The following is a 24,319-nucleotide window of genomic DNA, read 5'->3' as shown; positions in this document are numbered from 1 at the left end:
CTGGTATTGCAAGGATATTGCTTATCGTCTATATTATACATCAGTTACTATCAATTTTGACCGTTATTGCAAAGGTAAAACACTATACTTAGTTTTGCAACAATAAAAAGTATAGTTTAATTTAAATTTAAAAATGATGAGTTTTTTAGACCTTGCGAAACGTAGATACGCAACCAAAATGTATGATCCGGCGAAAAAAGTTTCGGCAGACCAAATTGAGGAACTGAAAGAGATAATACGGTTAAGTCCGTCTTCCATTAATAGCCAACCTTGGAGATTTGCATTTGTTACAAACGAAGTTGTAAAAAAGGAACTGGCTTCTAAATCCTATATGAACGAAAATTCGATTAACGATGTTGGTCTTTTAGTTGTGTTCAGTGTAATGGACGATATTGAACATTTTGAGCAACGCAATATTTCCATTTTGCCGGAACTGTGGCGGACGGCTTTTTACGAACCAATTATAAAGTCCAATGGGGATATAGCCACAAAATCATGGATGGAAAATCAGGTCTATCTTTCCTTGGGCTACTTTTTGAGTGCGTGTATAAGTATGGGATTGGATGCTACACCGATGGAAGGTATTGACCGCAGTGCCTATAAAGGGATTTTAGCACAAGATGGTTTTTCTCCGCTATTCGCTGTTACGGTAGGTTATGCCGATAAAACTGATTGGGCTCACCCGACTGTTTTACCAAAATCACGTTTTGAATTGGAAGAAGTGGTGCAATCCATCTAAAAAGATAAACAAATACCTTTAAGTTGGTTTTCAAAATGGCGTTAGCACCTTTTACATCTGTCCCCTTTTAGTTTGTTCATTTGTAAAAGGTGCTTTTATAAACCGTTTTCGTATGAATTGCGCGATCTCTTTTTCGCAAGCTGCTTTTACGACTTGTTGTAAGTATCCTATAAATCAATTAAACAACTATCTAAACTAGAAGGGTGTCTATTTCGCATTGTTTTTGAACAATTTGCTGAACGACTGTAGGTATATTGCTCGCTTGGCGACCTCCTTGTACTATTTACTAAGCAGGAGATACAGTATATATTGTATAAATCTATATGCCTTAATGTGGGTAAATTTATTTTATGATTTATGCATATTAAGTGTCTTTGTTTTTTGATTATTTCGTCCACGATATAGAATTAGTAATTTGTTCAAACTAGATTTATCCATTGCGTAGTCACTTATTAACAGTTGCTCTATACCATTTGGATGTTCGTATGTTAAATAATGACGTATGTATTTTCCTGAACTTTCATCAATTACTTCCTCGTTTTTTATTTCATTCCAGTTGTAAAAGTCTGTTGATATTGTTTTGATTCCATCGGCATTAATCGTAATTTGTGGTAGTTTATTTATCATCTTCAGAAATTCTCTGATTGTAAAATATAGGCCTAAGGCTACTATAATAGACCCTGGGATATAATTATTATCCATAATTATAAAAATACCACATCCTAAAACTATTAACATAATTAACAAATGTAAAGAGCTCTTGCTTTTAGAAAAGTAGATATTTGTTTCATCTGGTATAGATAGGTCGTCCTGAAATATGTCTTCATATTGAAACTTTTGCTTTAGTACATTCCACTTTTCTTTTTCTGTAGCATTAGAGATTTCCGTTTTATTAAAAATTACATCATCAGGCCAAATTAATTTTTCCTGTATTGCTCGTTTTTTAAGTTCATGTACATTTCTAACATTATCGAAAGCCCAAAGTCGCCATTTCGTGATCATTATACTCCACCAGATCCAACTAAATACGATCGCAAAAACAAAACCAATTGGTACAATCCAGAAAGATAAATGGATACATAAGTAAAAGCTAATCCCTAGTGTGGTCAAAATAATAATAACGATCGGATAGTTTACCATTCGCTTTCCCTTTGATATTGCTTGATCAACGCTTACTTTATTATTCTTAATTATCCATTGCAAAGGGATAAATATTTGAATCAATCTAACATTACGATCAACTTTTTGTGTGATTAAGTGAAGCTTAAGATCTCTGATCGGTTAGCAAGTGTTTCGCTCATTTCCAATAAATATCTTTTTTTACCTGATACTTTGAAGTTTACCATTAAATGATCGTTCTCTTTTACAATTTCCATCCGTTCTACAGTAAGTCCTTTCGTATTTAAAATATTTTCCAATTGCGGGATCTGATCAAAGTCAGGATTACGAAAGGTTACACTCAGGAGCTGTTCTTTTTGTAGTTGAGCAACCAGTCTTTCCACCCTGGTAACCATTAATAATACCCCAAGAGTAATTAAAGTAAGGCATAGTGCAAGCGCATGATAACCTATTCCTGCTGTCATTCCGATTGCAGCAGAAGTCCAGATCACAGCAGCAGTCGTCAAGCCACGAATAGAAATTTTATCTTTAAAAATTACACCAGCCCCAATAAATCCAATACCTGTAATAATATTTGCCGAAATTCGGTCATCAGTACCTACACCATGCTGCGAAACTATAGTGAAAATGGTTGAGCCCAGTGAAATTAGAATTATTGTTCGAAAGCCGGCAGACTTATTTTTGTATTCCCGTTCAAAGCCAATGGCTCCTCCACATATGATAGAAATAGCCATTGCTACCATGTCATTAATTTCTACTGTAAAATCCATTCGTAAATCCTCTTATATTTATTGCTTCTTTTAACTGTTTTGGATGTTTTTATTCAGGCTGAAAAAAAAGATTAGCTATTTTGCAAACCTGTTGACAGAGATGTATAGCAATCAAGCCCGTATTTGTTCAAAGACCCTTCGGTCAATATGAGTACAAGTAGTAAAAATTACGACCCACTTCATTTATCCATAATGATCAAATTATTTGATATCTATAGTTTACGAATATAGCTAAATCAGTTGAAGATTATATTGTGTGATAGGTTTTATTATAACACACTACTTGTATTATTTTACATCTTATTGATATGTTTTACCAGCATATTAAGGTCATTTTTATCGAGTAGATCTGGATAGATTAATTTACCTTGTTCAATGGTAGCTAAGCTATTCTTTTTATCCTTCTTGACTACTGAGTAATAGATTGTAGTAAACTTAAATGCACCGAAAGCAATCTCCTTCACTCGCTCTCTTACTTTTGGGTTGTTCTGTAGTGCATTAAGCATCAAATGATAGTATTTGATGCCTTCTTTATACTTTTCCTTTTCAAAATTCTGAATAGTTTCTAAGCCATAGAAGTAGGTTATAAAATGCTGGTAAGACATATCTTTTTTTAAGAAAGGATATGTTTCGCCGTATGCTACCATTTTTTCTACAATAGCAGCAGTAGGTGTTTCATACGTATATTCTTGGAAAATACAATCAGAAAGAAATCCTTGTGCGATAGGCGAATTAGGATTATTTTTTAAACAATCTTCTAAAATTGGAATGGCACTTTTAAAATCCTTTGATAAAATATAACTTCTGGAGCTTTCGATCATATAATGATCCCTTAGCTCATTTAGTAATATAGTATCCTTTAGTTCATTTGTAATTTTATTATAAACCTCGCTAACATTATTTCTATTTTGTCCACGTAAAAGGTCATTACCAATCTGATTGTAGAACCTGCTTTTTAAAACGAGTTTTGCGTCTTCGCGATTTTGTAAATTAGCCAGTACAATAAGTGCATCCCAGTCCTCCAATTTTTCGATCTTACTGCGATTTACTAATTCTGCCAATATGGAATACTGTAAAAACTCATGTTTTTGAGCAGGATATAATTTATTTGCTTTGTAAAAATTTGCATAAGCAGATTCGTAATTTTGGTCTTCAGCATCATATACACCTAGGTTATAGAAAGCAAGGCCAATCAGTTCTTGAAAAGAGACATTTATTTTCCCATATAAGAACTCATTAAAAGCTTTCTCGACGCCGACTTTGTTTACATAGTCTTGGTCGAGATATTTCGTTTTAATAAGATTTTGAACATATTGATTTTGAACTTTAGTATTAGGAACATATACACCTAAAGTCGGATCGGTAGTTTCAATTAAAATATTTGCATTTTCTGGAAATGCAATTACATAGACATGAGTGGGCTGTTCCTTTATCTCGTATGGAATATTAAGTTTTTCAAATATATAGGCATACAAAATTGATGCGCTCACACACTGATAATTCCCATTTGAGAACATATCTTTTACAGAGGCTTTTTCTTCATATTTACGCAAGAATTTTTGATGTACTTGTTTAAATATTTGTTTAAGTTTTTTATTCGGCTTCATTTTATCCTCATCAATCCAATTTATACCTTGTATAAATTGATTAAGATCTAATATGTACGCATCGGCACCTTCTTTCGTTAATTCGGTTAGTAGTATAAGTCTTAAATAATCTTCATTAACATGAAGGTTTTCAAATAAATTCTTTTCGTCGTTAGAATGGAATGTTATAAATTTAGATTGTGCAATTATAGGTTTATAACTTGCTACGATAGCAGTGATCAAAACTAAAATCTTACTAAAAAATGCTAATTTAGTCCTTTTCATGAATTTTTTTTATTGTATTTCTTGTGTGAATATATTGAATTTATCTTTTCATTCTTACTGATACGATAAACTAAGTCTTAACTATATGACAGCTCAAAGTTACAAACTCTTTCGTCTAAATTATATGATATTATTTTTAAATAGGCGGACTTGCTATTTAACTATTTTACTATAAGAAAAGTGAACCATTGTATAATATACCGAAGCCCTAGATTAATGTAAGTGATGTTAACACTATTTTGTCCTGTGACAAGTAAATGATCTATTGGTGTTCATAGGTGAGTTTAATGAAGAGCCTGTTACCGTAGATCGAACCGATCCTGCATGCGCCAGAAAAATTGTTAGAACGGAAATTCTTACGAGTTTGCTAAAATGAGTAAATGAAATACTTTCGTGTATTCTAATTCACAAAAAACGAAATCCAAGCATATAAGTTCGATAGAATTTTGTAGCCATTTTTTTAAATACTGGGAATTTCGAAGGTCTCTATCATTAACAAAAAAACATATGATTATTTTTTGTTAAGAGTTAGTCTGATAGTGAAGATGAGCTGGTCAAAGTATTCTATAAACTCAAGAATATGTCTACGTTAAAGACCTTGCCACGAATCATCCATTTCGAAGTATTTCAACATTTGTTCAGTTTGCCAACTACGTAAAATTAACATCGGAGGATAAGATTGCGTACAAAGCAATTTTAATAGATAAGCGTGATGCAAAGAATATCTATTCTACTGCTCAGTGTATTGGACATGATCGAGGCTTAAAAGAAGGTATTGCCCCAGGCGAGCACAAAAAAGCTATTGAAACAGTTTTAAATTTGAAGGAGATGGTATTAGTCTACTCATTAAATTGCCAAAGCTACAGGACTTACCAGAGAAGAAGGCGAAAAGCTTAAATAAATCAAATAGAAATACTAAAGAAAGCCAATCTGTCAAGTTTACTGTAAAATAAGTGAAATATATTTTAACTAAAAGAGTAAAAAAGCGAAGACTGGAATAACAAAGGATGATATTGTTAAATAGCATTAATAATAGTAGTTTTGTTCTATTTTACTTAATAGAATGAATGATGTATGAGAGTCGGTTTCTTTCAATATGCAGTTGTTTGGCGTGATAGAGATGCCAATTTATCTTATATAGAATCGAAAATAAAGGATGAGAAATTCGATCTATTAGTGCTGCCCGAATTGTTTACAAGTGGTTATGCCTATGATGACAGGAAAGAATTACTTCCTTTTGGCGAAGATTTATCAAACAGTCCAACAATAAAATTCTTCACCCAATTGATGCAGAGATGCGGAGGTTACATCACCGGTAGTATACCAGAACTTTACGATGGCAAGTTTTACAACTCGTCTATCCTCGTAGGTCGAGACGGATTAGCCGCATCGTACCGAAAAATTCATGTCACAGATTATGAAAAACGAGCTTTTACAGCAGGCAATGAACCGATATGGGGACAATGCGGAGATGCAAAAGTGGGATTGACCATCTGTTTCGATGCTTGGTTTGCTCCACTTTCTTCCCTGCTAAGAAATCAAGGTGCAGCTATTATTTGCAACTCTGCAAACTTTGGCGGCGAGGTTACTCCAACCATCATTCCTATTCGCGCACTCGAAAACCAGTGCTTTTATATCAATTGCAATAGAGTAGGAACAGAATTTTTTGAAGGAGAGGAAGAAGCATATCGTGGCGAAAGTCAGATTGTTAGTCCTGACGGAAAAGTGATAGCCAAAGCTGATAACAAAGAGTCATTGCGTATTATAGATATAGACCTGGCAGAAGTCAATCATCCGGCATTTGGTAGTTTTATTACAAAAGATTTTGTGACGGAACACAATAAATATAGGGTTGAAATGTAGTGTTTAAGCTAGCGTTTACCTCATGATAGTTTTAGCAGCTACCGTTAACATTTTTTTAAACTCTTTGACAGCTTCCGTTTCATAAATACCTTTTAATGAAATAATCTTTGCAAATCTTATCAAACCCTCATCCTGGATTGCAATGGAAGCCAAAGTGGTTCCCAAAACACTTGTTTTAATAAAGATACTGTACCAATTTCCGGAGTTGACGAGTCTAATCGCTGTGGGTATATCATTGACTTCAATCGTAAATTTTGGACTTAACCCTTTTGCTGAGAACGCCCTGTGAACCGTATGAGTCATATCATATCCCATTGTTGCAATGACCAAAGGAAGTTTGCAGATCTCTTCGAGGGTAATATTAGTTTTATAAGATACTTCCGTACCCGCTAATGCTGCCAGTACCATTGGACAGCTGAATAAATTTTTATAGGTAAAATAGGGGGCTATTTCGGTTTCATGAAGAGCCAAAACAAAATCCACCTGAGCTTGTTGAAGCTTCTCATACAGACTGTGGGATGGCTCATAGATAACTTTAATCTTTATTTGAGGAAATTTCTCTGTAAAGTTTATTAAAGTTTCTACAAAAAAATCCTTAAGACCATATGCAACACCTATGGTAATCGTGCCAGCCTTTATCTTTTTTAAATCCTGGAGCATCAATTTTCCATCTTCAGCTTTTCTGACACTCTGTTCGGCATATTCAGTAAATAATCTACCAGGTTCTGTTAGCGTTATTTGCTTACCAATACGGTTAAAAAGAGATACATCCAATTCCATCTCCAGTTGTTTGATTTGCTGTGATAATGTACTCTGGCTGATATTTAAGCGTTTTGCAGCTTCAGTAAAACTCAGTAATTCTTGTGCTTTAAGAAAATATTTAAGTTGTCTAAGTTCCATTTTACTTATATGATTTGCTCGTCCAAAGGTATAAAAAGTATCATTAATCCATCGAAAAAACCGATCGATGTGATCGAATAAAAACGTTTTGCCGATTTGAAAAAAGGACAGAGATTTGTCATTATATGAAATCAGCATCTCAGTCTATAGAAAGTGAAAAGTTGGACTTTTTTAAAGTTCTGAATTTGGGTATAGCGCAAATCGTACTTTGGGGTGGTTCGTATTTTTTACTTTCTGTCTTAGCAAAGGATATTATGGCGGAAATGAACTGGTCTTATCAGCAAGTTTATGGTTGCCTCTCACTTGCCCTATTGGTTTCAGGATTGCTGTTACCTACAGTGGGTAGAACTATACAGCATTCTGATCGTCATGCTGTATTACTTTTTTCGGGATTAGTGATGGCGATAGGTTTGATCGTGATCGGCAGCTCAAGTAATTTTCTGATGTTTGCTTCAGGGTGGGTGATTATCGGTACAGCCATGGCAATGGGGCTATATGATGCATTGTTTGCCGCAATTGGTAAGAGGTATATTTTTAACGTAGCAAAATCACTCGTTTGGATCACTCTGGTATCCAGTTTAGCACCTTCCGTTTCTTGGATATTTACAAGCTATATTTTGGATAGTTTTGGATGGAGAAATACTTGCTATATATATGCTATATTGCTGATAATTTCTATATTCCCGATTCATCTGTATGTTTTCAAAAATAAGGAAGGAAACAAAAGCACCTTAAAAAAAGAGACTTTCCGATCATCAGTCGAGCTCTTCCGTTCTAAATTGTACTATTTACTATCAGCAAATTTTACTCTTGGTTCGGTCATAAGTACCACCGTTATCATATACTTAATCGAAATATTACTACACGGCAGGATTGAGATGTCAATGGTACTAGTAATAATTGCTTTTTTAGGCCCAAGCCAAGCCATGGCACGAGTTATTGAGTTGATCATTGGAAAAAGGACTGCTATTGAAATGTCCTTTATTTCTACCATAATCATTTTTTTGGGTATGGTATTGATTTTTATATCACCAATACTTGCAATACCAGGAGTAATAGTTTTTGGCATAGGAAACGGGATGCGTTCAGTTTTGAGAGGAACCTTGCCATTGTCGGTTTACGGGAGGGACAATTATGCCTTGATTATTGGAAGACTTGCAAGGATGCCGTTACTAGCACAAGCAACAGCTCCTTTCCTCGGAGGATATCTTATTCAGCAATTTGGTATGGTATTTTTTTTATGTGTAATCAGTTTTATGGCAATCATAAATATTTTTTTAATTGCACTCATCAAACAATCAATAGAACAGTATAAATTAATTTCAATCCATGAATAATATAAAATATTCTTTTAGACAGGCTACAGCAGGAGATGCTGTTGAAATTTGGAAAATTTTAGAAAAAGCGATCAAGAGACGAAAAGAGGATGGGAGTACGCAATGGCAAGATGGCTATCCCAATCTATCTGTTATTGAAAATGATATTAAGAATAGTGTTGGTTACGTATTGGTGGATGATGATATCATCACTGGTTATTGTGCTATTTTGATCAATGATGAACCAGCGTATGCTAATATAAAAGGAGCTTGGTTGACTAATGGTGATTTTGTGGTTTACCATAGAGTTGCAATTTCCGAAAAGTATCTTGGTCAAGGATTGGCGCAGAGGATTTTACAGCATATCGAAGATTTTGCACTTAAACACAATATTGATAGCGTCAAGGTTGATACTAATTTTGATAATACGGGCATGCTCTGGATATTGCAAAAAATGTGTTATCACTATTGTGGTGAAGTTACATTTAGAGGAAGTCCAAGAAAAGCTTTTGAGAAAATTTTAAGATAAGGTAGATTAAATTGTGTTCGAAATTATAGCATTGGTAAGTTTGCGTCTATTGTATCATATTTGAAAAGTCGATTAGAATTCAGAGACTAACATGCTTGCAATGATTTATATTTCAATTAGCTTGATAGTTGAGTTAACAGAAAGCGATTTTCGGGAAAATTCAACTTTAGTGATTAAAGATGGAGCACTTGCAAGAGTATTATAATATTACATAACCACAGACACTTTTTTATACAGATGGTTGTCTCAGCTTAGAAGAATTTCTTTTGTTTTATATGCCAACGACAATTTAGAAGTCCTAAAGTTTAGTTTTTTCGGAAACATGACTATCAATCCTAATATATAATAAAGATTAAAAAAGAAAGGAGGTGTCAATTTAGACATCTCCTTTTAAATCATTTTTCTGATTAGAATGATGGGTTTTATACTAGACAAATGTGCTCCATTCTAATAATTCCTGATATATCTCATCTGTCATTCGTACACCAGCATTTACTTTTTTTTGAACCAAGCCATGCGTATGAATACCTACGATTTGGTTAGACTTTGTATTTACGATCGCGGATCCGCTGGATCCTGATTTAGTTGATATACCATAATAAAGCCTATTCTGATCAAAACTTTTAATTACTCCAAATGCATGGCTCATCTCTTTTTTAAAATAGCCATATCCATCGATATGAACCATGAGGTTGAGTAGATCCGAATCTGAAGGAACCTGTAGTTGATAGATGTTATCACAACTTATACTTTCATCCAATTTAATAAGTGCGTAATCATATTTAGCATGTTCTGCTAAATCAGCTTCAATAATATCAATTGGATTCGTCAATAAAGGAAGTGCAACATCTTTATAGATTTCGGGGATATAAAAAGCTTTTGCTTTTATTGGTTCAAAAGGTTTTTTAGGATCATTATAAGCTCTGGTAAATGTTACATCTCTAGCATATCCAAGTTTCTTGTCATAAAGATTATGAGCACAAGTTAAGAGAAATTTACTGTCCTTGTCGGAGTTAAACCTAATCAAGGTTGCAGTTCCCATAAAAGGCTTATCGCCAAATTTAAATCGCAAAAGTCCAACGGTATTATACGGGTATAATGTTGTATCCTTTACATGCTCTGGGTAATTACCATCTATAGGTATAAAGATTGTTTGATTTTTCATAATATGTTTTTTTTTACCGATTAAATGATTTCGATTTATTTACATTCTGTTCTGCCATCATAATTTCTTGAAGATGATGTTTTATACTTGTAGGAACTGTCATATCCATCTCCATCAAGCAAAATGGGCATTCTATTTTGCTTTTAAAAAGTAGATCTTCAAATGAAAGTTTAATATTTTTTTCACAGTTTGGACATCTAAGTCCACTAGAATTAGTTGATCTATCCATTGTTTTTATTTTTTTACTTTATTTAATTCGTTTAGTAACCCCAATAACTGAATTATACCAGCTGGCATATCACCGTCGACCATGTTTAACTTGACGTTCATATTGGATTTGATTTTCTCATATGAATCATTACTATTAGGAGCAAGGTAGGCGATGATTTTATTTGCAGGAGTATTATCCTGTGTTTGTTTAATATTTAATAAAGAAGGAATTTGTTTTGGCTGAATATTTTCTACAGTAAAGAGTTTCACATTCATATCAAATATTACCGATTTGATGCGTAATAATGGTAATTGAATAAGAGAAAGAACAGGCATACTAAATTCGACTGTACTTCCATTTAAATTGTATGAAAAATTAACCATCTTAAGCTTACGAATAGAACTTATATCCTGCTCGTCAGATTCAAACCCATAATTGATGATAAAATCAGATATTTTTTTAGACAGATCAATATCTGCGTCAATTACTGCCTGCATTGGAGCTTTAAATATTTCCATCAATTTATGAGCTCCGGTATTTTGTGCTATGAGTTTCATTTTTCAATAGTTAAATTTTTCATTCGCATGACTACTTTTGCTTTTTGAATAGATTCTGCCGGATATTTTTTAAGCTGGTCCGCATCAACTACCACATTCAGACCTTGCTGAACGATCTCTTTTGCTAAATTTAATGAGATGAGCCAGTTTGTTTCATCATTTGTCTGATTATCTTTTACCTGATTTGTAATCTTTTGACTGATACGGGGAGTAAGCCAGTTCTGTAGATCTTTATGGCTTAATATCTCCTGTTGCAACGAATCTAATTCGAGTAGATTAATCATAGTACTCCAGTTATTAGGATTCAGTTCCGTTTGCATATCATTACAGGTCATAATAAGGGGTGTTAAATTTTTTTGAAAACCATTTTTATAAGAGTCAGTTAAAAAATCTTTTAACTCTTCCGATTTGAGTCCCTTCTTTATTGTGGTCCACTCATCATTATTAACTATGCCGTTTTCTTCTATTACCTCAGTAATTAACTTTATGATACTTTGCAATCTCATTTGCAATAGCGCTAACGTTTCATTTTTTAAGCTATCAATATTGTATTGAAAACATGTTGTTGGCGCATTGTTACCGTCATAAGCATAGTTTAAGTCCAGTGTTATTTCCTTGATTTCCGCAAAAGGAATAGAGAGCAGGGAATTACCCTGCTCACCTAAACTTTGCGAATACACATATGAATTATACTGTGCCTGGACTAAATCTTCAAGGAATTTTGTAAAAACATTTTTTACAGTCATCTCTTAATGTGTTTAGTTAGTAGCAGTTCCTATAAAATTCATAGTTCCGTTTGTACTCAAATCGCTATCATCTTTTAGGATAAATGATACAGCAGCATCGATAGCGTCTCCATTTGTTACTGTTGCCGTGACATCAATAGTAAGCTGACCTTGATCATTGGTTTTTCCAACAAAGTTTGCTCCCGAATTTGGATAATTAAAAGTTAAGTTAGCAGGTTTTGTGGTATCGTCAGGAGTAAGCGAGAATTCCTTGTTCGCGACAAGCACACCATTTCCATCTTTCACAGTGGCCTTTACTTGAAAATTGATTGGGGTGTTTTGCTTGTAAGTTGAAACATCGATTGTTGAAATCGGACTGAGTGCAAAAGTACCTTTAGCATTCGCATCAGTAATGCTCGATTGCAAAATGTTGAGTACTGTTGCTAATCCAGCAGGCATATCCGATTGACCTGCGTGTACGGCCACGTTCATCGTGTACTCGACCGAGTATTTGGACTCTTGTGATGCTTTCGAATCTTTTTTACTTGAATAGTTTGCCTTAAATTCTGCGCTTACACTAAAAGGGCCAATTCCAAAACTGGCTTTAGCAGATCCTCCAGCGTCTAAAGCAGTAGATTCCGTGTTTTCAGAAACGCTCGAAGCTGCAGCAGAAATATTAGCTGTAAAATTAATATCAATAGTATCTATCGCGATATATGGAATCGGTACTATCGTTAATAAAGGAACAATTAATTTGGTCATTTGACCATTTTTATTGTAAAAGAAAGTCACGTTGATTGCTTCCTTATTTCCAGTCACCGGGTCAATATTTAATCCGACTTGTTGGATAAATTCCCAACTTGTTTTTGCAGCCATGGCCTGTGCCTTAATTGCTGCATCTAATGGACCTCCTATTAATGAAGAGAACGGAAGAGCCTGTAGCGCATTTGTCGCTACTACTGATGGTGTGGTGTCTATTGCTGACATAATTTTAAATTTTAAATTTGTTTATAATTTTTTCATCGACGCGCATCTTGAAAAGCTTTAAACAAATTTTCAACTTAAATTCAGCTTATTTTAGGTAGAAATTACCTGTATTTGATATTTAGGTATTTTTACCATTAATTGGGAAATTCATTTGCATCTATGATTTCTTGTTGTATAGCAAATAGGACTAACCCCGCTATGTTTTTAGTACCAGTTTTAGCAAAGAGATTATTTTTATGTCCCTCTACAGTACGTTGTGTGATAAAAAGTACATCGGCGATTTCTTTGGCAGTTTTCTGTTGTGCTATTAATTTGATGACCATGATTTCTCGATCAGTCAAAAGATCAGTAGCAAATTTGGGTTTTACAGCTCTTGAAGAGATCTGTTCACGTAAAATTTCCACCTGGGAGGGAAGTAAAAAGAATCCATTTGTACAAACCTCTCGTATCACTCTCACGAGTTCAAATGCTGCAATTCCTTTTGGTAAAAATGCAGCGGTTCCATTTTTGACCATAAATCCCAAAAATGAATCTTGATAATGAGAAGAAATAACTATTGTTTTTATAACAGGGTAGAGATCGCGTATTTGTTTAATCAGTTCAGTGCCATCCATCTGTTTCATTCTAAGATCAACAAGTAAAACATCAGGATGACTAACAAGATCATTGGCGAGTGTATCTAAACATTCTTGCCCGCTATTAGCCTTCAATATGACATTAAATCCAAGTTGTAAATCTAAATAATCTCGAAGCAGTTCAACGATAAGTTGATCATCATCAACTATTCCAATCTTTATGTATTGTGTTGTCATAAGTTAAAAAATTATAATGAAACGCGTCCCCCCTCCATGTTTTATCTTATAGTTTCCATGGATCAATTTTATTCTATTTTGTATATTCTTCAATCCCAGTCCAATTTCTTTTTTTGTATCAAACCCCTTTCCGTTGTCTGCAATATAGATGATATTTCGCTTTTCGGTAATGCGAATGCGAGCATCTATTGTAGACGCGTCAGCATGTTTAAAAATATTCATGCAGAGTTCCTGCATGATGCGGACAACATGTAGTTTTATGATCATAGCGAATATTTTTTGATGTCTTACATCATTTCTAATACTGATCGTGAATTTTTTTTTCCAAACAGATAAGCATTCCCACAGAAGTTCTTCTAATAATTTTTCTTCGAGCATTGGAGGGAAAAGATCATGCGATATTCTTCTGGTATCCTCTATGCAATATTCAAGCTTTTGATCGATTAGAGCTAGATCTGTATCCATTTGGATTTTCATTCTTATGATTGTCAGTTGAGATAAGATGGCATCATGTAATTCAGCTGCCAAGCGCTTTCTTTCATGTTCTACTGAGTTGATAGTTGCCAGTTGCAGTTGTATTTCATGTGCATGTATAAGATTGGAAGAGGCGAGTTTATTTTCAAATTGATGTTTTATACTCAAAAAGAAGATTCTTATCAAAAAACCTAATACTACACAAACGAATAATATTGCTAGGAAGATCCATAGTACAATGGTTTCTTGCTGCCGCCAGATCGCCAAATTGCTCTTAAAATTGCCAAATAGTAGATGAAAATTATAAACAAGTTGAATATCCATAACAAATATTTTGTGTCAGTTGTGGCATTTATAAAAAAATTTATGGGAAGATAAATGAAAAAATTGCAGGCAAAATAAAATAGGAAAACAGTATTCAGGTTTATTAGATTTTTGTTGTGATTGGTGAATTTAATACCTTCTATAAAATAATTCAACGCATATAGCGTCATTATAAAAGAACATAAGGTACGGGAATAGGATTGAAATGCTATAGTTGAACTTGAACTTAAATATAAAATTTCCAAAGAAATATAGAGTATAGAGACTCTCGACAATATTAGAAATAACTGACGTCGTCTTTTTAGCATAAATTGTAGATAGATTTGCGAGAGAATCAATAGTTCCAATAGGGCATATATAGGTACCAAAAGTAGATTATTTTGGAAGTATTTACCCAGCCATCGACTGGTTAGATCGACCAGTAATGCAATGATTAAATAATGAATTAAGATACGCGCATATCCGCTGTATCTCCTATTTCCATGATGGACAATGACTATTCCTAAAACTATTTCGATAGGAATTAACAGGGTTAGATTTTCAATAAATTTAATCCAAGGCATTACTTTCAGTGATAGAGAGAAGGTACATCTCTTCAATAGGGCTGAAAGGAGGCACCAGTTTTACCGTGTCATAAAATTCAGAAGCACCCTCCAATGAACTGTCATCATCATCTTTAAGTATAAGATCTGCTGCAAATCCTATTTTATTATCCTCATTTTTTAATGCAAAATATGCAAGAGAAGCACAGTCATTATTTTGGTTAATATCGTCAATAGGTATCAGGTAACATTTTAAAAAGCCTGTAGGAGAAGCCGCCTGTTCCGGGATCCACTTTTTACAATCTTTATTCCAGTTTTGAATTCTTTTTAAAGCTTCGTCCCGTTGTATAGTATCCCCAAGACTTGGTACCTGATCGGCTGTGACGACATCGCTTACTTGTAGATAATTTTCTAATTGATCTTGATATTCCTTCTTATCATATTCATCTGCTATTAAGAATAGCTTCAGTTTTCCATCGTCAATACCGGGATAGGCATGTATGAATTTTGTTTTATCCGAATATTTGATTTTAAACTTGAAATAACGTACATCCGATATTAAATTTTGAAGTTTTTTAAAATGATCGGATTTGTCATGGATCAATTTGTCCCACTTCGCTAAACTTCTTTTAATTTCTTTTAATTTCATGCTTCGATTGGTGCTTTAGGTTTATAATTAAAGTCCTAAAAATATAGAAATTATCTATCTTAAGCAAGGTATCTTTTTTAATAGTATTGTAATATTTTTTTAATTATAAATATATTAACAGTTTCATCTATCTAGGAACAATGAGGCAAACTCTAGTTTAATAGCAAAGTATTAATATAAAGGGTGCATTTGCAACAATTCTATTTTTTCTTATAATTTAAAGTTGTCTCGAATACTGTTCTTTTTTCAATCTCTTCTCTACTCTATATAGCTTGTTGATCTAAATAACTTCGGTAACGTCAAAAGATTATTTTTCGCCAAACCAATAGTGCCATTTTTCGTTGTCAATTCAAAACATGGGCGATGTTATTCAAATTACATTGATCAAATTGGATTAAAATTTTAAATGTTTCACTAATAAAGAAAACTCTTCTTTGCTATTTTTTTATTTGACCGCGATCGGTTTCGCTTCGAAGTTGTAGTAACTGAATATTTCAGCTATTTCTTCGTTGTTCAATAATGTAAAATTTGCTTTCGCGAGTATCGTTTTCTCATCATCCATTGAACGCATCAGGACGAGTTGAAATACTTCTTTCTTTTTTTCTAGATTAGTTTCTTTATGTGTTAACATGAATTTTTCATATGCCCTAGCCATCGCTAGCCAAATAGCTATTTCATTATCAGGATTTTGGTCTCTCTTAAAGTTTGATATTGTTTCTTCTAAAGTAATTGGATCGACTTCCGAAAAGGCTATCTGAATTTTTGTTATTTTTTCAATTTGGTCATTATTTAATGTGTCATGAACAACTGGTCCCAAAGTCAAATCATTTACGTTCATTGTCTCATTATTTGTAGACTTATTATCTGCATCGCAGGATAAAATTGTTAATCCAAAAATTGCGATTAGTGATAAGGTAACAAACTGTTTATTAAAAATTAAATTCATATTTTCTTCTATTTTCAATGATTGCATCCATTTGTTTTTAATGTAAATATTTGATTCCAACATTTTAGAAATACTTTACAAAACATGTGCATATAATTTCCAGAAGCTTATTTTCCTTCTTGTTAAAAATCCCAATTTCTCATACAGTCTAATGGCATTAACATTAGTATTAGCGACGTGCAGGTATGGAATTTTGGATTCATTGAAAATCCTATTGCTAGCATGTACGATGAGTTGTTTAGCATAACCTCTTCCTGTATGTTCAGGGTGGGTCACGATTGCACTCAGTTCAGTGTAGCTCTCCATTTTCATCCGCTCTCCGACAACAGCAACAAGCTGATGATTTTTGTAGATACCATAATAATTTCCCAGATCAGCTGTCATATTTTTGAAATAGCCTGGCTGCACAAGATTAACAAGCTTAAATAGGTCATTCTTATGTATTTCTGTCTGAAGTTTAGTAATATCTTCGTGAATGTCCATGTCAATTCGATTGTCAAGAACCATTTGATTACAGATTAACTCACTTTCCACCCGAACTTTATCAGTGATATCAGGTCTATTTCCTATTACAAAAAAACTGTCAGTAAGAGAGGCGTACTTTGCAATTCCTGATGCTGTCTCTTCATCATTCAACGCTCCTCCAAAAGGACAATAATTAGGGTCGTAAAATTTTATTTTCTCATAGTCAACTACAAAATCTTTGTGAGTTTCATTTAAGGAATACCATGCTGGATTATCTAATTTATTTATTTCCATTTTTAAATATAGTACTTTCTTTTAAAAAAATATTTTCTCACTGTCATACTTTTATTTGATAAATTCTTGATTTCTCTTCCCACCGATGTTATCCTGGATCTATATATTCAGAAATCCGTATTTTGATCCCATTTCAGCAACAGCTATGATTGGAGCCCATGCTTTGAGTGGGATCGGAGCCAGCTTCGTTTAGATTGCTTCGCAGATACCTTCAGGACTCTTCGGTAGGCGCTTCCGCAATTATGAAATCAAATTACAGGAGCTATATAAGAGCGTAGTGGAGTCTTTAAAGCAAAATGCAGTTAGCTTTTAACAAGCAAAACTATTGGTTTTTCAGACTGCGTTAGGGCTTGAATGGTAAGGTAAAGGAGAATATACTTCCTTCATTTTTTACACTCTGAACCTGAATGGTTCCATCATGCAGTTCGATGATTTCTCTACAAAGATAAAGTCCAATACCGAACCCCGATATCACGCCGCCACTAGTTTCCTTCACGCGATAATAGCGATCGAATATCCGTTGCTGATCTTCCTCTGCAATCCCTTTTCCAAGATCTTGAACATTTACTTTTAAACTGTTATCATTGGCAGCATAATCTACTCTAATCGTCGATCTGAGAGGCGAATATTTGACCGCATTTCCAACAAGGTTATGGAGTACCTGCGCTACTTTTTCACGATCTGCATGTATCATTATTTTTCCAGGTGCTTTAAACAGAAAATGATGAGTTTTGATCGTCGACAGCACTTCATCTTCAATTTCGGCAAACAGTGATTGAAAATCAAAAACAGTTTTCATTAGATGCAGCTGACCCGAATCAAGCCTGGATACGTTAAGAAACCCATTAATCATGGTGTTCATATAGTGTACCTGCTTTACAGATTTCCCCAGCATATTTTGCGACATAGGATCTTTTGTAGGTAGATCCATCCGTTGCAATATCTGCAGATAAGCCTTAAGAGAGGTTAGTGGTGTTTTAAGTTCATGGCTTACCATTCCAATGAAATCATCTTTTCGCTGTTCCTCTTTTTTTTGTTCAGTAATATCCCTCAAGGTTCCATTTAAGCTGAGTGGATTACCATTACTGTCATAGAACACTCTTCCGTTGGCCTGCAGCAGTCTAATTTTTTTATCAACATTATTTTGAATCCGATATTCTATGAAATATTGACCATCAGAATCTTTACTTAACACGTGCTCGATGGCCAGCGAAACCCGATCCCGATCTTCCGGCAAAATAACTGCGATGGCCAGAGAAAGATCCATGTTTTTGTCCGATGAAAGTCCGAACCAACTCTTTAGAAGCGTATTTCCGGAAAAGAGATTTGTTTCAGTTTGATAGTAAAAGGTCGCGAGCTCACCAGCATCTACTGCTAGGTTCAGCATTTGTTGATCATTTTCATTCTTCTTCCGCAGCATGATCTGCTGGGTAATTTCTTCAAGGATGACCAAAACACCTGAAATAGTACCGTCATTAGAAAATATGGGCTGATAGATGGAATTGACGATTGCCTCTCTCAATCCGCCTTTATCAAACAGCTTTACTGTCAATTCAGTGTTTATCTTAGGCTCACCACTTTGGTATACTTGTTTAAACCAATTGTTAACAGGCTGTCCACGCATTTCTGGACGGGCAATTTCGTGCGGGTATCCAATGACTTCAGACTCCTTTCGACCCCATATCTTAAGAATCGCAGGATTGGCGATTTCAATATGATGTTCAGGCCCTTTTAACATGGCGATACCAACAGGCGCCTGTTCTATAATTGTCCGAATGTATTCCCTGCTGTCGGCAAGTTGTTTAATATATCTGTTGAGCTCTTCGTTCGTAGATGTCAATTCTTCGAGAGTAGCGGCCATTTCCTCGTTGAGCATCTGCTCTCTTTCTTCTTTAAGTTTGATCTGCTCTAAAAACTCATGGCGAGAGGTCACCTCCAGGGCCGTATTCAGTATACACCATGTCCTATTGTTGTCATCAACAAGAGCTGTATATTCGTAATCGAAATAGTCAAGCGTCTCCTTTCCGTTCTTTATTAACTTTGCAGGAGCCGCAGAAACGGAGTACGTTTTCCCAGTCCGCCAAACCTCTTGCAACAGCTCTAAAAAAGGCTGTCCTTCCAATTCAGGTATTGCTTCTATCAAAGGTTTGCCGATCACCGAAGCATCTTTGCCCCAAACAGCCAGCATTCCTTTATTAGCAAAACGGATGATCATATTCTCACCGCTATAAATGGCTGTAGGTGAAGGCGAAGATGCCAGTGCCTGAATAATTAAATCAGAGCTAAAGGGAATCATATTTGGACTTTCTTGGGAATTCATTACAAACAAAAATATGAAAGATAATTAATTTATATATACTGGTTTTTAAAATATTATTTTGGGGTAAAGACCTATTCCTTTATCTATACAAATGGACAATACTACAGCCGAATTTTATCCATATCTCAACTTTCCGAATTTGTATCCCTGTTATTCAAAGAGATGAATGAAATAGTGGAGGATCAAATATTTATATATCGTCAAGCTGCGCACTTTCGTTATTTCGATTTCCTGAACAAAGATCAAGCTATGGCAAGTACAGATTAGCAATGAAGCAATTTGGAAAGATGATTATTCGTGGGGGATATCGAGATATTTGTTGGTGCATAACTATTTTTTGTTGATGTGGAATGGTTGATAAAAGTATTCATCTAAACTTTAGATGAATTGCTAGTTATTATATTTGTCAAGCTTTAGTAAATAAAAGATTTCATCTATCGAATAATCAAGTGCATCATGCGAATAGATATCTCTTTAAAAAATGAATAAAACTAATTGTATTTTAGTGGTACGTTAAACATTAAAAAGCAAATGAAAGAAAAACTAATCAAGCATTTTTGTGTAAGACTTTTAATTGGTGCAGCACCTTTGTTTTTTTTTGCAATAGGAATGTTTGCTAAAGGACAGAGTGGTAACAATGGTATGTCACCAAACTTGGAGAAATTTTTACCGGTTTGCCTAATTTTAATTTATGTTTCTTTTCTAATTATTGAAGGGCTTAATCATCTTATAAAAGGTAGAATCGGTTATGGATTATGTAGTATTAGTGCAGTTGTCATTTTAGTTGTGGTATTTTTATTCATTATGTATTTAGAACATGTGTTATGAAAAAACGCTCAAAATATTTATTTTACTATTCAGTGCTATCCCATATTTTCCGTTAGTTGCACAACAAGTGGCCAATACTCTCTATAAAGGAAAGATAAATAAGGGAGCTGTCACGTTTTATCTGAAACAAGAATCTAATCCTTGTGGCGGAGGAATCGCCAATCTATATCAAGGGAATCATCAATACGTTAATGGTAAAAATTGGATAGAGCTGGATAATTTAAGTAACCAAAAAGACGATATTTTGTATAACAGAGTTTGGCTTTAGTGGTGTGTTGATTTTAAAAAGAATAGATGGGTAAACTTTCCCGTATCAACAGTCTGATTATTGAACCATTTTTTATACATCCAGGCTGATCAATAAACTTATACTTAAGGGCTATAAGGGAAATACATACGAACTTCCCGAAGTATATTTTATTGGTATCTTAGAGTTTGAATTAGGAGAAACTGAACGCGGTAAGTATTTTTATGATGTTGCTCTTTGCGATAAGCAGAGTAATCGTGTTTTTTATGAAAAGCTTGGTTATAAGCTCTTAGTATTACCAAATTTTACGAAGGATGAGGCTGATATAAAGACGGATATGGATATGTGGTTATATCTATTGAAAAATATGAGTAAACTTGATAGAATACCGGATTTTTTGGATAAGCGGGTATTTGGTCTTACCATCGACGAGATCGAAAAACTGAAATAAATCAAATAGATCAAAAAAATAACAAAGAAAGCCAATCTGTCAAGGATGGCTTTCTTTGTTTAATACCATCTAGAGGAGAGAAATCCTGCATTATTTTGATCATATATCCGCAACAGCTGTTATTGGAGTCAAAGCTTTGAGAGAAGTAGGATCGAGTTTTGTTAAGTTTGCTTCGCAGATCCCTTCGGGATTCTTCGGTGGACGCTCCCGCAATTATGAAAACAAACTTAAAGCGATGAATGAAAAAGGGGGGGACGGTGGCAATTTAACCGATAAAGTTGTCAAGAAAGTTTAATCATAATCACATTGGCTTTTTTTGTAAATTAGGTGCTGATAAAATAACTTTACCAATTCATAATGGATATATTTATAGAAACTGAACGACTAATTTTAAGGGAGTTAGAATATAGAGACCAAAGTGATTTGTTTGAAATGGATTCTGACCCAGAAGTTCATTTGTATATTGAAAACAGTCCTGTTAAATCTATTGACGAAATAACGAAAGTAATTGCAATGCTAAAAAAGCAATATGCTGAAAATGGGATTGCTCGTTGGGCTGTGGTTGACAAATTAACTAACGAATGTATTGGTTGGGCTGGATTAAAATATTTCAGAGAACATTTGAATAATCACGTTAATTTCTACGAGCTTGGTTATAGGTTTAAGAGAAAATATTGGGGCAAAGGTTTTGCGACCGAAACGTCAACTGCAATACTTGACTATGGATTTAAAACCCTCAATGTAGACAAAATTTATGCAATAACAGATCCGAAAAATATAAATTCAAAGAAGGTTTTAACTAAATTAGGCTTTGAATTGCAAGAAACTTTTGATTATGAAGGCGACCTCACGGATTGGTTTGAATTATCAAGAACAAATTGGTCGAATAAAAGTTAAATCTCTAATAAATATTTTAGCAGGTAAAAAAAGGTCTATAGCCAAGTCAACGAACGTATAGTTTCTAATCTAAGATTAATGGATATATCAGTATTCACAGAAAAAAAGCAAGATTTTATAGATGTAATAAACTGTACTAAAATTAAGACCGATAGAAGAGAGCAGACAAGGGAATCACTTAGCTTAATTCCGGATATAGGTTGTTAACTTGCTATAATGACTAAAAATCGAAATTTTATAAAGAGTAAAAATAAAGAACAGAAAGATAAAGGTTCTGGAAGGCTACACATAGTATGGCGGATAACAATAATTCTGTACATTGTTGTCATGCTGTACTTTCTATTTACATGTGGTGGCAACGGAATTGATTGGTTTCCAGGAAAACCTATATATACGAGATAGCTAAGGTAGAAATTTTCCGTTCGAGGGCTTCAAAATTAAGTTATGCAGGGCATTTTTAAATCAAAAGTTTAGCTTCAATTGATGGTAAGGTATACTCCTTAACAACTCATGATTTTTATTTTATTTGAGCAATATTGATTGTATTTGATTTATCGCTATTCAAAATTAGAAATTATCTTTTTTAATAAAGAAACCTGACCTAAGTGATAATAGCTATGCTCAATAACACCTTCAATATTTCGTAAATAACTTCCATATTTTTCATCAACAAAAGGTTGGTCCAAAAGATTATCAGGTAATTGTTCCACCTGTTCCACAAACTTTTCAGAATTGCTTAAAAAATCATCTACTTGAATTTTCCAGTCCATTTCAGAATGAACCTCTGGAATGTCAAAACTATATTTATCACTAATATTAAGTTCTCCACCATTAAAAACATGCAACAGTCCCTTCAAATAATAATTGATATGAAAGGTTATGGCCGCAATAGTATTTAATTCTCCAACTTTTTGAGTTGCTTGCTTCCAATTTAGACTTAGGACCTGTTCTTTAAAATTTGTATTGGCAATCCATTGCCCATTAAGTAGAACCTCACGAAGTCGGTTAGCAATAAGTAAGTTTCTTTCCATTAGTATAATTTTATTCAATCAATCAAGTAATATGTCATTACATTAGAATTCTATCACTCGTATATTTTAGCTCCTTTAAAAATATCGGCAAATGTTGACCAATCTGCTTGATCAGCATTTTTATTTTTCTTCGTGTTATCATAATATCCCTGTATGTCTTCTGCATATATACTTAGTGCTTCCAGTAAGTCAGGTATTGATTTATTTTCCCAACTCTCGTTATTTTCCACAAAGTCCTTTTTTAATAAATTAAGGAATTCGATAAAACTTTTTCTATCCGTGACCTTAAAGTTGTTAATATCTTCTTTCATATATGGGAGGGCAACTAAAATTTATCTAAATATAACAAATCATTGATATTCAAGGCGAACAAAATAAAACTCAATTAAGCTAAAATTTATAGTAAGTAAAAGCTAATATATTTAGTTTTATTATTTATCTTTGGATATTGAATAAGGATGGGCGCGCTAAAAGATAACCGGTTGCTCAACATTCTTGCGTGTTCATCCTGTTCAATAATTGGGTTAAAGCAGGAGAGAGTTTTGTAAGTTCACTTTATAGTAAAGGACTTAAGATCAAAATTTAGACCTGTTTGAATGAGGTGAAAAATGATAAATACTAATTGCGATGAATGTACCATTGACAACCGAGATCTTGATGGACTTAAAGCATAAGGGATATAATATCCTGAAGTCTAACAATAGTGTGGATGATGTTATTCAGCATTTTGTCCCGACAAAAGTAAACGACCTATGGGCGTTTATGAGTGAATTTAAGGAAGCGTCTGCGACAGTCGTGATCGAGCAGATCCTGGATGTGCCCGAAGAAGTGTTAGACGGAAAATTCTTAAGGGTTTTCTGATTGATCTATTAATTTTTAAAAACTATACAGATGAATTTAAAGCAAATACACCAAGAATATATACTCAATCATCCTACAGCTGTCAGAACAGGTAAAAGTAGATCACAGCTAACTTTTAGACAGATTGCCGGTATCCGAGAGTCAGCCTTTAGTATCTCTCAGTTATTTACCATAGCAGATGGTGAAGATATTATTAGACAAGGTTTTGCTCGTTGGCCAGATGTAATAGCAGGAGAGTTGGAACTGCTCAAGAAGAGATTGGTCGATTAACATGTATAATGGGAGAGTTTTCGTTTTCAGCAGAAACTTTTCATTATGTAGAATAATGACATTTTCTTAAGAAAAAGACTAACAATGCAGGGGAGGCTTATCTGAACTTTCTAATCTATATATATTGGTTAATTTTTACTTTATTTTTTAAATCAG

General features: G+C 34.0%; 28 protein-coding genes. 11 read left to right on the top strand and 17 right to left on the bottom strand.

The window, feature by feature from the left end; translation table 11 throughout:
• Positions 1-136 precede the first annotated feature (136 nt).
• Positions 137-739 carry a nitroreductase family protein gene (locus tag EDF66_RS01910; protein WP_132840172.1) on the top strand — a complete coding sequence of 201 codons (603 nt, stop codon included), beginning with the start codon at positions 137-139 and terminating at the stop codon, positions 737-739.
• A gap of 348 nt (positions 740-1,087) precedes the next feature.
• Here the strand turns inward: EDF66_RS01910 and EDF66_RS01905 are convergent, their stop codons facing one another.
• The 3 genes from EDF66_RS01905 to EDF66_RS01895 all read right to left on the bottom strand — a co-directional run bounded on the left by EDF66_RS01905 (position 1,088) and on the right by EDF66_RS01895 (position 4,499).
• Complete coding sequence (locus tag EDF66_RS01905; protein ID WP_132840171.1) at positions 1,088-1,879, bottom strand: hypothetical protein; 792 nt, start codon at positions 1,877-1,879, stop codon at positions 1,088-1,090.
• Between the two features lie 113 nt (positions 1,880-1,992).
• Complete coding sequence (locus EDF66_RS01900) at positions 1,993-2,628, bottom strand: MgtC/SapB family protein (protein WP_132840169.1); 636 nt, start codon at positions 2,626-2,628, stop codon at positions 1,993-1,995.
• A gap of 293 nt (positions 2,629-2,921) precedes the next feature.
• Positions 2,922-4,499, bottom strand: coding sequence for a hypothetical protein (locus EDF66_RS01895; protein WP_132840167.1), 1,578 nt, complete (start codon positions 4,497-4,499; stop codon positions 2,922-2,924).
• Between the two features lie 1,074 nt (positions 4,500-5,573).
• Between EDF66_RS01895 and EDF66_RS01890 the strand changes: the two genes are divergently transcribed.
• Entirely contained in the window at positions 5,574-6,362 is a 789-nt protein-coding gene (locus tag EDF66_RS01890) for a carbon-nitrogen hydrolase family protein (protein WP_132840165.1), read from the top strand.
• A gap of 15 nt (positions 6,363-6,377) precedes the next feature.
• Here the strand turns inward: EDF66_RS01890 and EDF66_RS01885 are convergent, their stop codons facing one another.
• Positions 6,378-7,262, bottom strand: coding sequence for a LysR family transcriptional regulator (locus tag EDF66_RS01885; RefSeq protein WP_132840163.1), 885 nt, complete (start codon positions 7,260-7,262; stop codon positions 6,378-6,380).
• 125 nt (positions 7,263-7,387) lie between these two features.
• On the opposite strand from EDF66_RS01885, the gene EDF66_RS01880 reads away from it, so the two are divergent.
• Both EDF66_RS01880 and EDF66_RS01875 read left to right on the top strand, forming a co-directional pair.
• On the top strand, positions 7,388-8,599 hold the full coding sequence (locus EDF66_RS01880; RefSeq protein WP_132840161.1) for an MFS transporter: 1,212 nt from the start codon (positions 7,388-7,390) through the stop codon (positions 8,597-8,599).
• Positions 8,592-9,107 carry a GNAT family N-acetyltransferase gene (locus EDF66_RS01875; protein WP_132840160.1) on the top strand — a complete coding sequence of 172 codons (516 nt, stop codon included), beginning with the start codon at positions 8,592-8,594 and terminating at the stop codon, positions 9,105-9,107. The genes EDF66_RS01880 and EDF66_RS01875 overlap by 8 nt, the downstream gene beginning before the upstream one ends.
• A gap of 427 nt (positions 9,108-9,534) precedes the next feature.
• Here EDF66_RS01875 and EDF66_RS01870 read toward each other — a convergent pair whose 3' ends face one another.
• From EDF66_RS01870 to EDF66_RS01820, 11 genes are all read right to left on the bottom strand, one after another.
• Positions 9,535-10,272, bottom strand: coding sequence for a trypsin-like serine peptidase (locus EDF66_RS01870; protein WP_132840158.1), 738 nt, complete (start codon positions 10,270-10,272; stop codon positions 9,535-9,537).
• A 13-nt stretch (positions 10,273-10,285) separates the two neighbouring features.
• Positions 10,286-10,501 carry a hypothetical protein gene (locus tag EDF66_RS26230; RefSeq protein ID WP_132840156.1) on the bottom strand — a complete coding sequence of 72 codons (216 nt, stop codon included), beginning with the start codon at positions 10,499-10,501 and terminating at the stop codon, positions 10,286-10,288.
• A 5-nt stretch (positions 10,502-10,506) separates the two neighbouring features.
• Positions 10,507-11,040, bottom strand: coding sequence for a DUF2589 domain-containing protein (locus EDF66_RS01860; protein ID WP_132840154.1), 534 nt, complete (start codon positions 11,038-11,040; stop codon positions 10,507-10,509).
• Complete coding sequence (locus EDF66_RS01855; protein WP_132840152.1) at positions 11,037-11,786, bottom strand: hypothetical protein; 750 nt, start codon at positions 11,784-11,786, stop codon at positions 11,037-11,039. The genes EDF66_RS01860 and EDF66_RS01855 overlap by 4 nt, the downstream gene beginning before the upstream one ends.
• Before the next feature lie 12 nt (positions 11,787-11,798).
• A complete protein-coding gene (locus EDF66_RS01850; RefSeq protein WP_132840150.1) occupies positions 11,799-12,752 on the bottom strand; it encodes a DUF2589 domain-containing protein in 954 nt (317 codons plus the stop codon).
• Between the two features lie 134 nt (positions 12,753-12,886).
• A complete protein-coding gene (locus tag EDF66_RS01845; protein ID WP_132840148.1) occupies positions 12,887-13,564 on the bottom strand; it encodes a response regulator transcription factor in 678 nt (225 codons plus the stop codon).
• Between the two features lie 3 nt (positions 13,565-13,567).
• Entirely contained in the window at positions 13,568-14,362 is a 795-nt protein-coding gene (locus tag EDF66_RS01840) for a sensor histidine kinase (protein ID WP_132840146.1), read from the bottom strand.
• Between the two features lie 549 nt (positions 14,363-14,911).
• A complete protein-coding gene (locus EDF66_RS01835) occupies positions 14,912-15,553 on the bottom strand; it encodes a hypothetical protein (protein ID WP_132840144.1) in 642 nt (213 codons plus the stop codon).
• Between the two features lie 445 nt (positions 15,554-15,998).
• Positions 15,999-16,526, bottom strand: coding sequence for a hypothetical protein (locus EDF66_RS01830; RefSeq protein ID WP_132840142.1), 528 nt, complete (start codon positions 16,524-16,526; stop codon positions 15,999-16,001).
• Positions 16,527-16,574: 48 nt separating this feature from the next.
• Positions 16,575-17,258 carry a GNAT family N-acetyltransferase gene (locus EDF66_RS01825; protein WP_132840141.1) on the bottom strand — a complete coding sequence of 228 codons (684 nt, stop codon included), beginning with the start codon at positions 17,256-17,258 and terminating at the stop codon, positions 16,575-16,577.
• A 343-nt stretch (positions 17,259-17,601) separates the two neighbouring features.
• The gene (locus EDF66_RS01820; protein WP_132840139.1) at positions 17,602-19,578 is read right to left on the bottom strand and encodes an ATP-binding protein; all 1,977 of its coding nucleotides are present in this window, start codon (positions 19,576-19,578) and stop codon (positions 17,602-17,604) included.
• 531 nt (positions 19,579-20,109) lie between these two features.
• Between EDF66_RS01820 and EDF66_RS01815 the strand changes: the two genes are divergently transcribed.
• The 5 genes from EDF66_RS01815 (at position 20,110) to EDF66_RS01800 (ending at position 22,001) form a co-directional block, all read left to right on the top strand.
• On the top strand, positions 20,110-20,406 hold the full coding sequence (locus EDF66_RS01815) for a hypothetical protein (protein WP_132840137.1): 297 nt from the start codon (positions 20,110-20,112) through the stop codon (positions 20,404-20,406).
• Entirely contained in the window at positions 20,396-20,674 is a 279-nt protein-coding gene (locus EDF66_RS01810; RefSeq protein WP_132840135.1) for a hypothetical protein, read from the top strand. Before EDF66_RS01815 ends, EDF66_RS01810 begins: the two co-directional genes overlap by 11 nt.
• A gap of 67 nt (positions 20,675-20,741) precedes the next feature.
• Positions 20,742-21,104 carry a PD-(D/E)XK nuclease family transposase gene (locus EDF66_RS26545; RefSeq protein WP_132840602.1) on the top strand — a complete coding sequence of 121 codons (363 nt, stop codon included), beginning with the start codon at positions 20,742-20,744 and terminating at the stop codon, positions 21,102-21,104.
• Positions 21,105-21,240: 136 nt separating this feature from the next.
• On the top strand, positions 21,241-21,399 hold the full coding sequence (locus EDF66_RS25975) for a hypothetical protein (RefSeq protein WP_165902331.1): 159 nt from the start codon (positions 21,241-21,243) through the stop codon (positions 21,397-21,399).
• A gap of 62 nt (positions 21,400-21,461) precedes the next feature.
• Positions 21,462-22,001 carry a GNAT family N-acetyltransferase gene (locus tag EDF66_RS01800; protein WP_132840134.1) on the top strand — a complete coding sequence of 180 codons (540 nt, stop codon included), beginning with the start codon at positions 21,462-21,464 and terminating at the stop codon, positions 21,999-22,001.
• Positions 22,002-22,558: 557 nt separating this feature from the next.
• Here EDF66_RS01800 and EDF66_RS01795 read toward each other — a convergent pair.
• Together EDF66_RS01795 and EDF66_RS01790 are read right to left on the bottom strand one after the other, a co-directional pair.
• Positions 22,559-23,032 (bottom strand): DUF1572 domain-containing protein, encoded by a 474-nt coding sequence (locus EDF66_RS01795; RefSeq protein WP_132840132.1) that lies wholly within the window; start codon positions 23,030-23,032, stop codon positions 22,559-22,561.
• A 53-nt stretch (positions 23,033-23,085) separates the two neighbouring features.
• Positions 23,086-23,262: a hypothetical protein gene (locus EDF66_RS01790; protein WP_207898388.1), complete on the bottom strand. Its 177-nt coding sequence runs from the start codon at positions 23,260-23,262 to the stop codon at positions 23,086-23,088.
• A gap of 397 nt (positions 23,263-23,659) precedes the next feature.
• On the opposite strand from EDF66_RS01790, the gene EDF66_RS01785 reads away from it, so the two are divergent.
• Both EDF66_RS01785 and EDF66_RS01780 read left to right on the top strand, forming a co-directional pair.
• The gene (locus EDF66_RS01785) at positions 23,660-23,893 is read left to right on the top strand and encodes a hypothetical protein (protein WP_132840129.1); all 234 of its coding nucleotides are present in this window, start codon (positions 23,660-23,662) and stop codon (positions 23,891-23,893) included.
• A gap of 30 nt (positions 23,894-23,923) precedes the next feature.
• Entirely contained in the window at positions 23,924-24,163 is a 240-nt protein-coding gene (locus tag EDF66_RS01780; protein WP_132840127.1) for a hypothetical protein, read from the top strand.
• Positions 24,164-24,319 lie beyond the last annotated feature (156 nt).

Source organism: Sphingobacterium sp. JUb20, from assembly GCF_004342035.1.
GTDB classification, from domain to species: domain Bacteria; phylum Bacteroidota; class Bacteroidia; order Sphingobacteriales; family Sphingobacteriaceae; genus Sphingobacterium; species Sphingobacterium anhuiense.
This window is presented reverse-complemented; position numbering and strand designations above follow the sequence as displayed.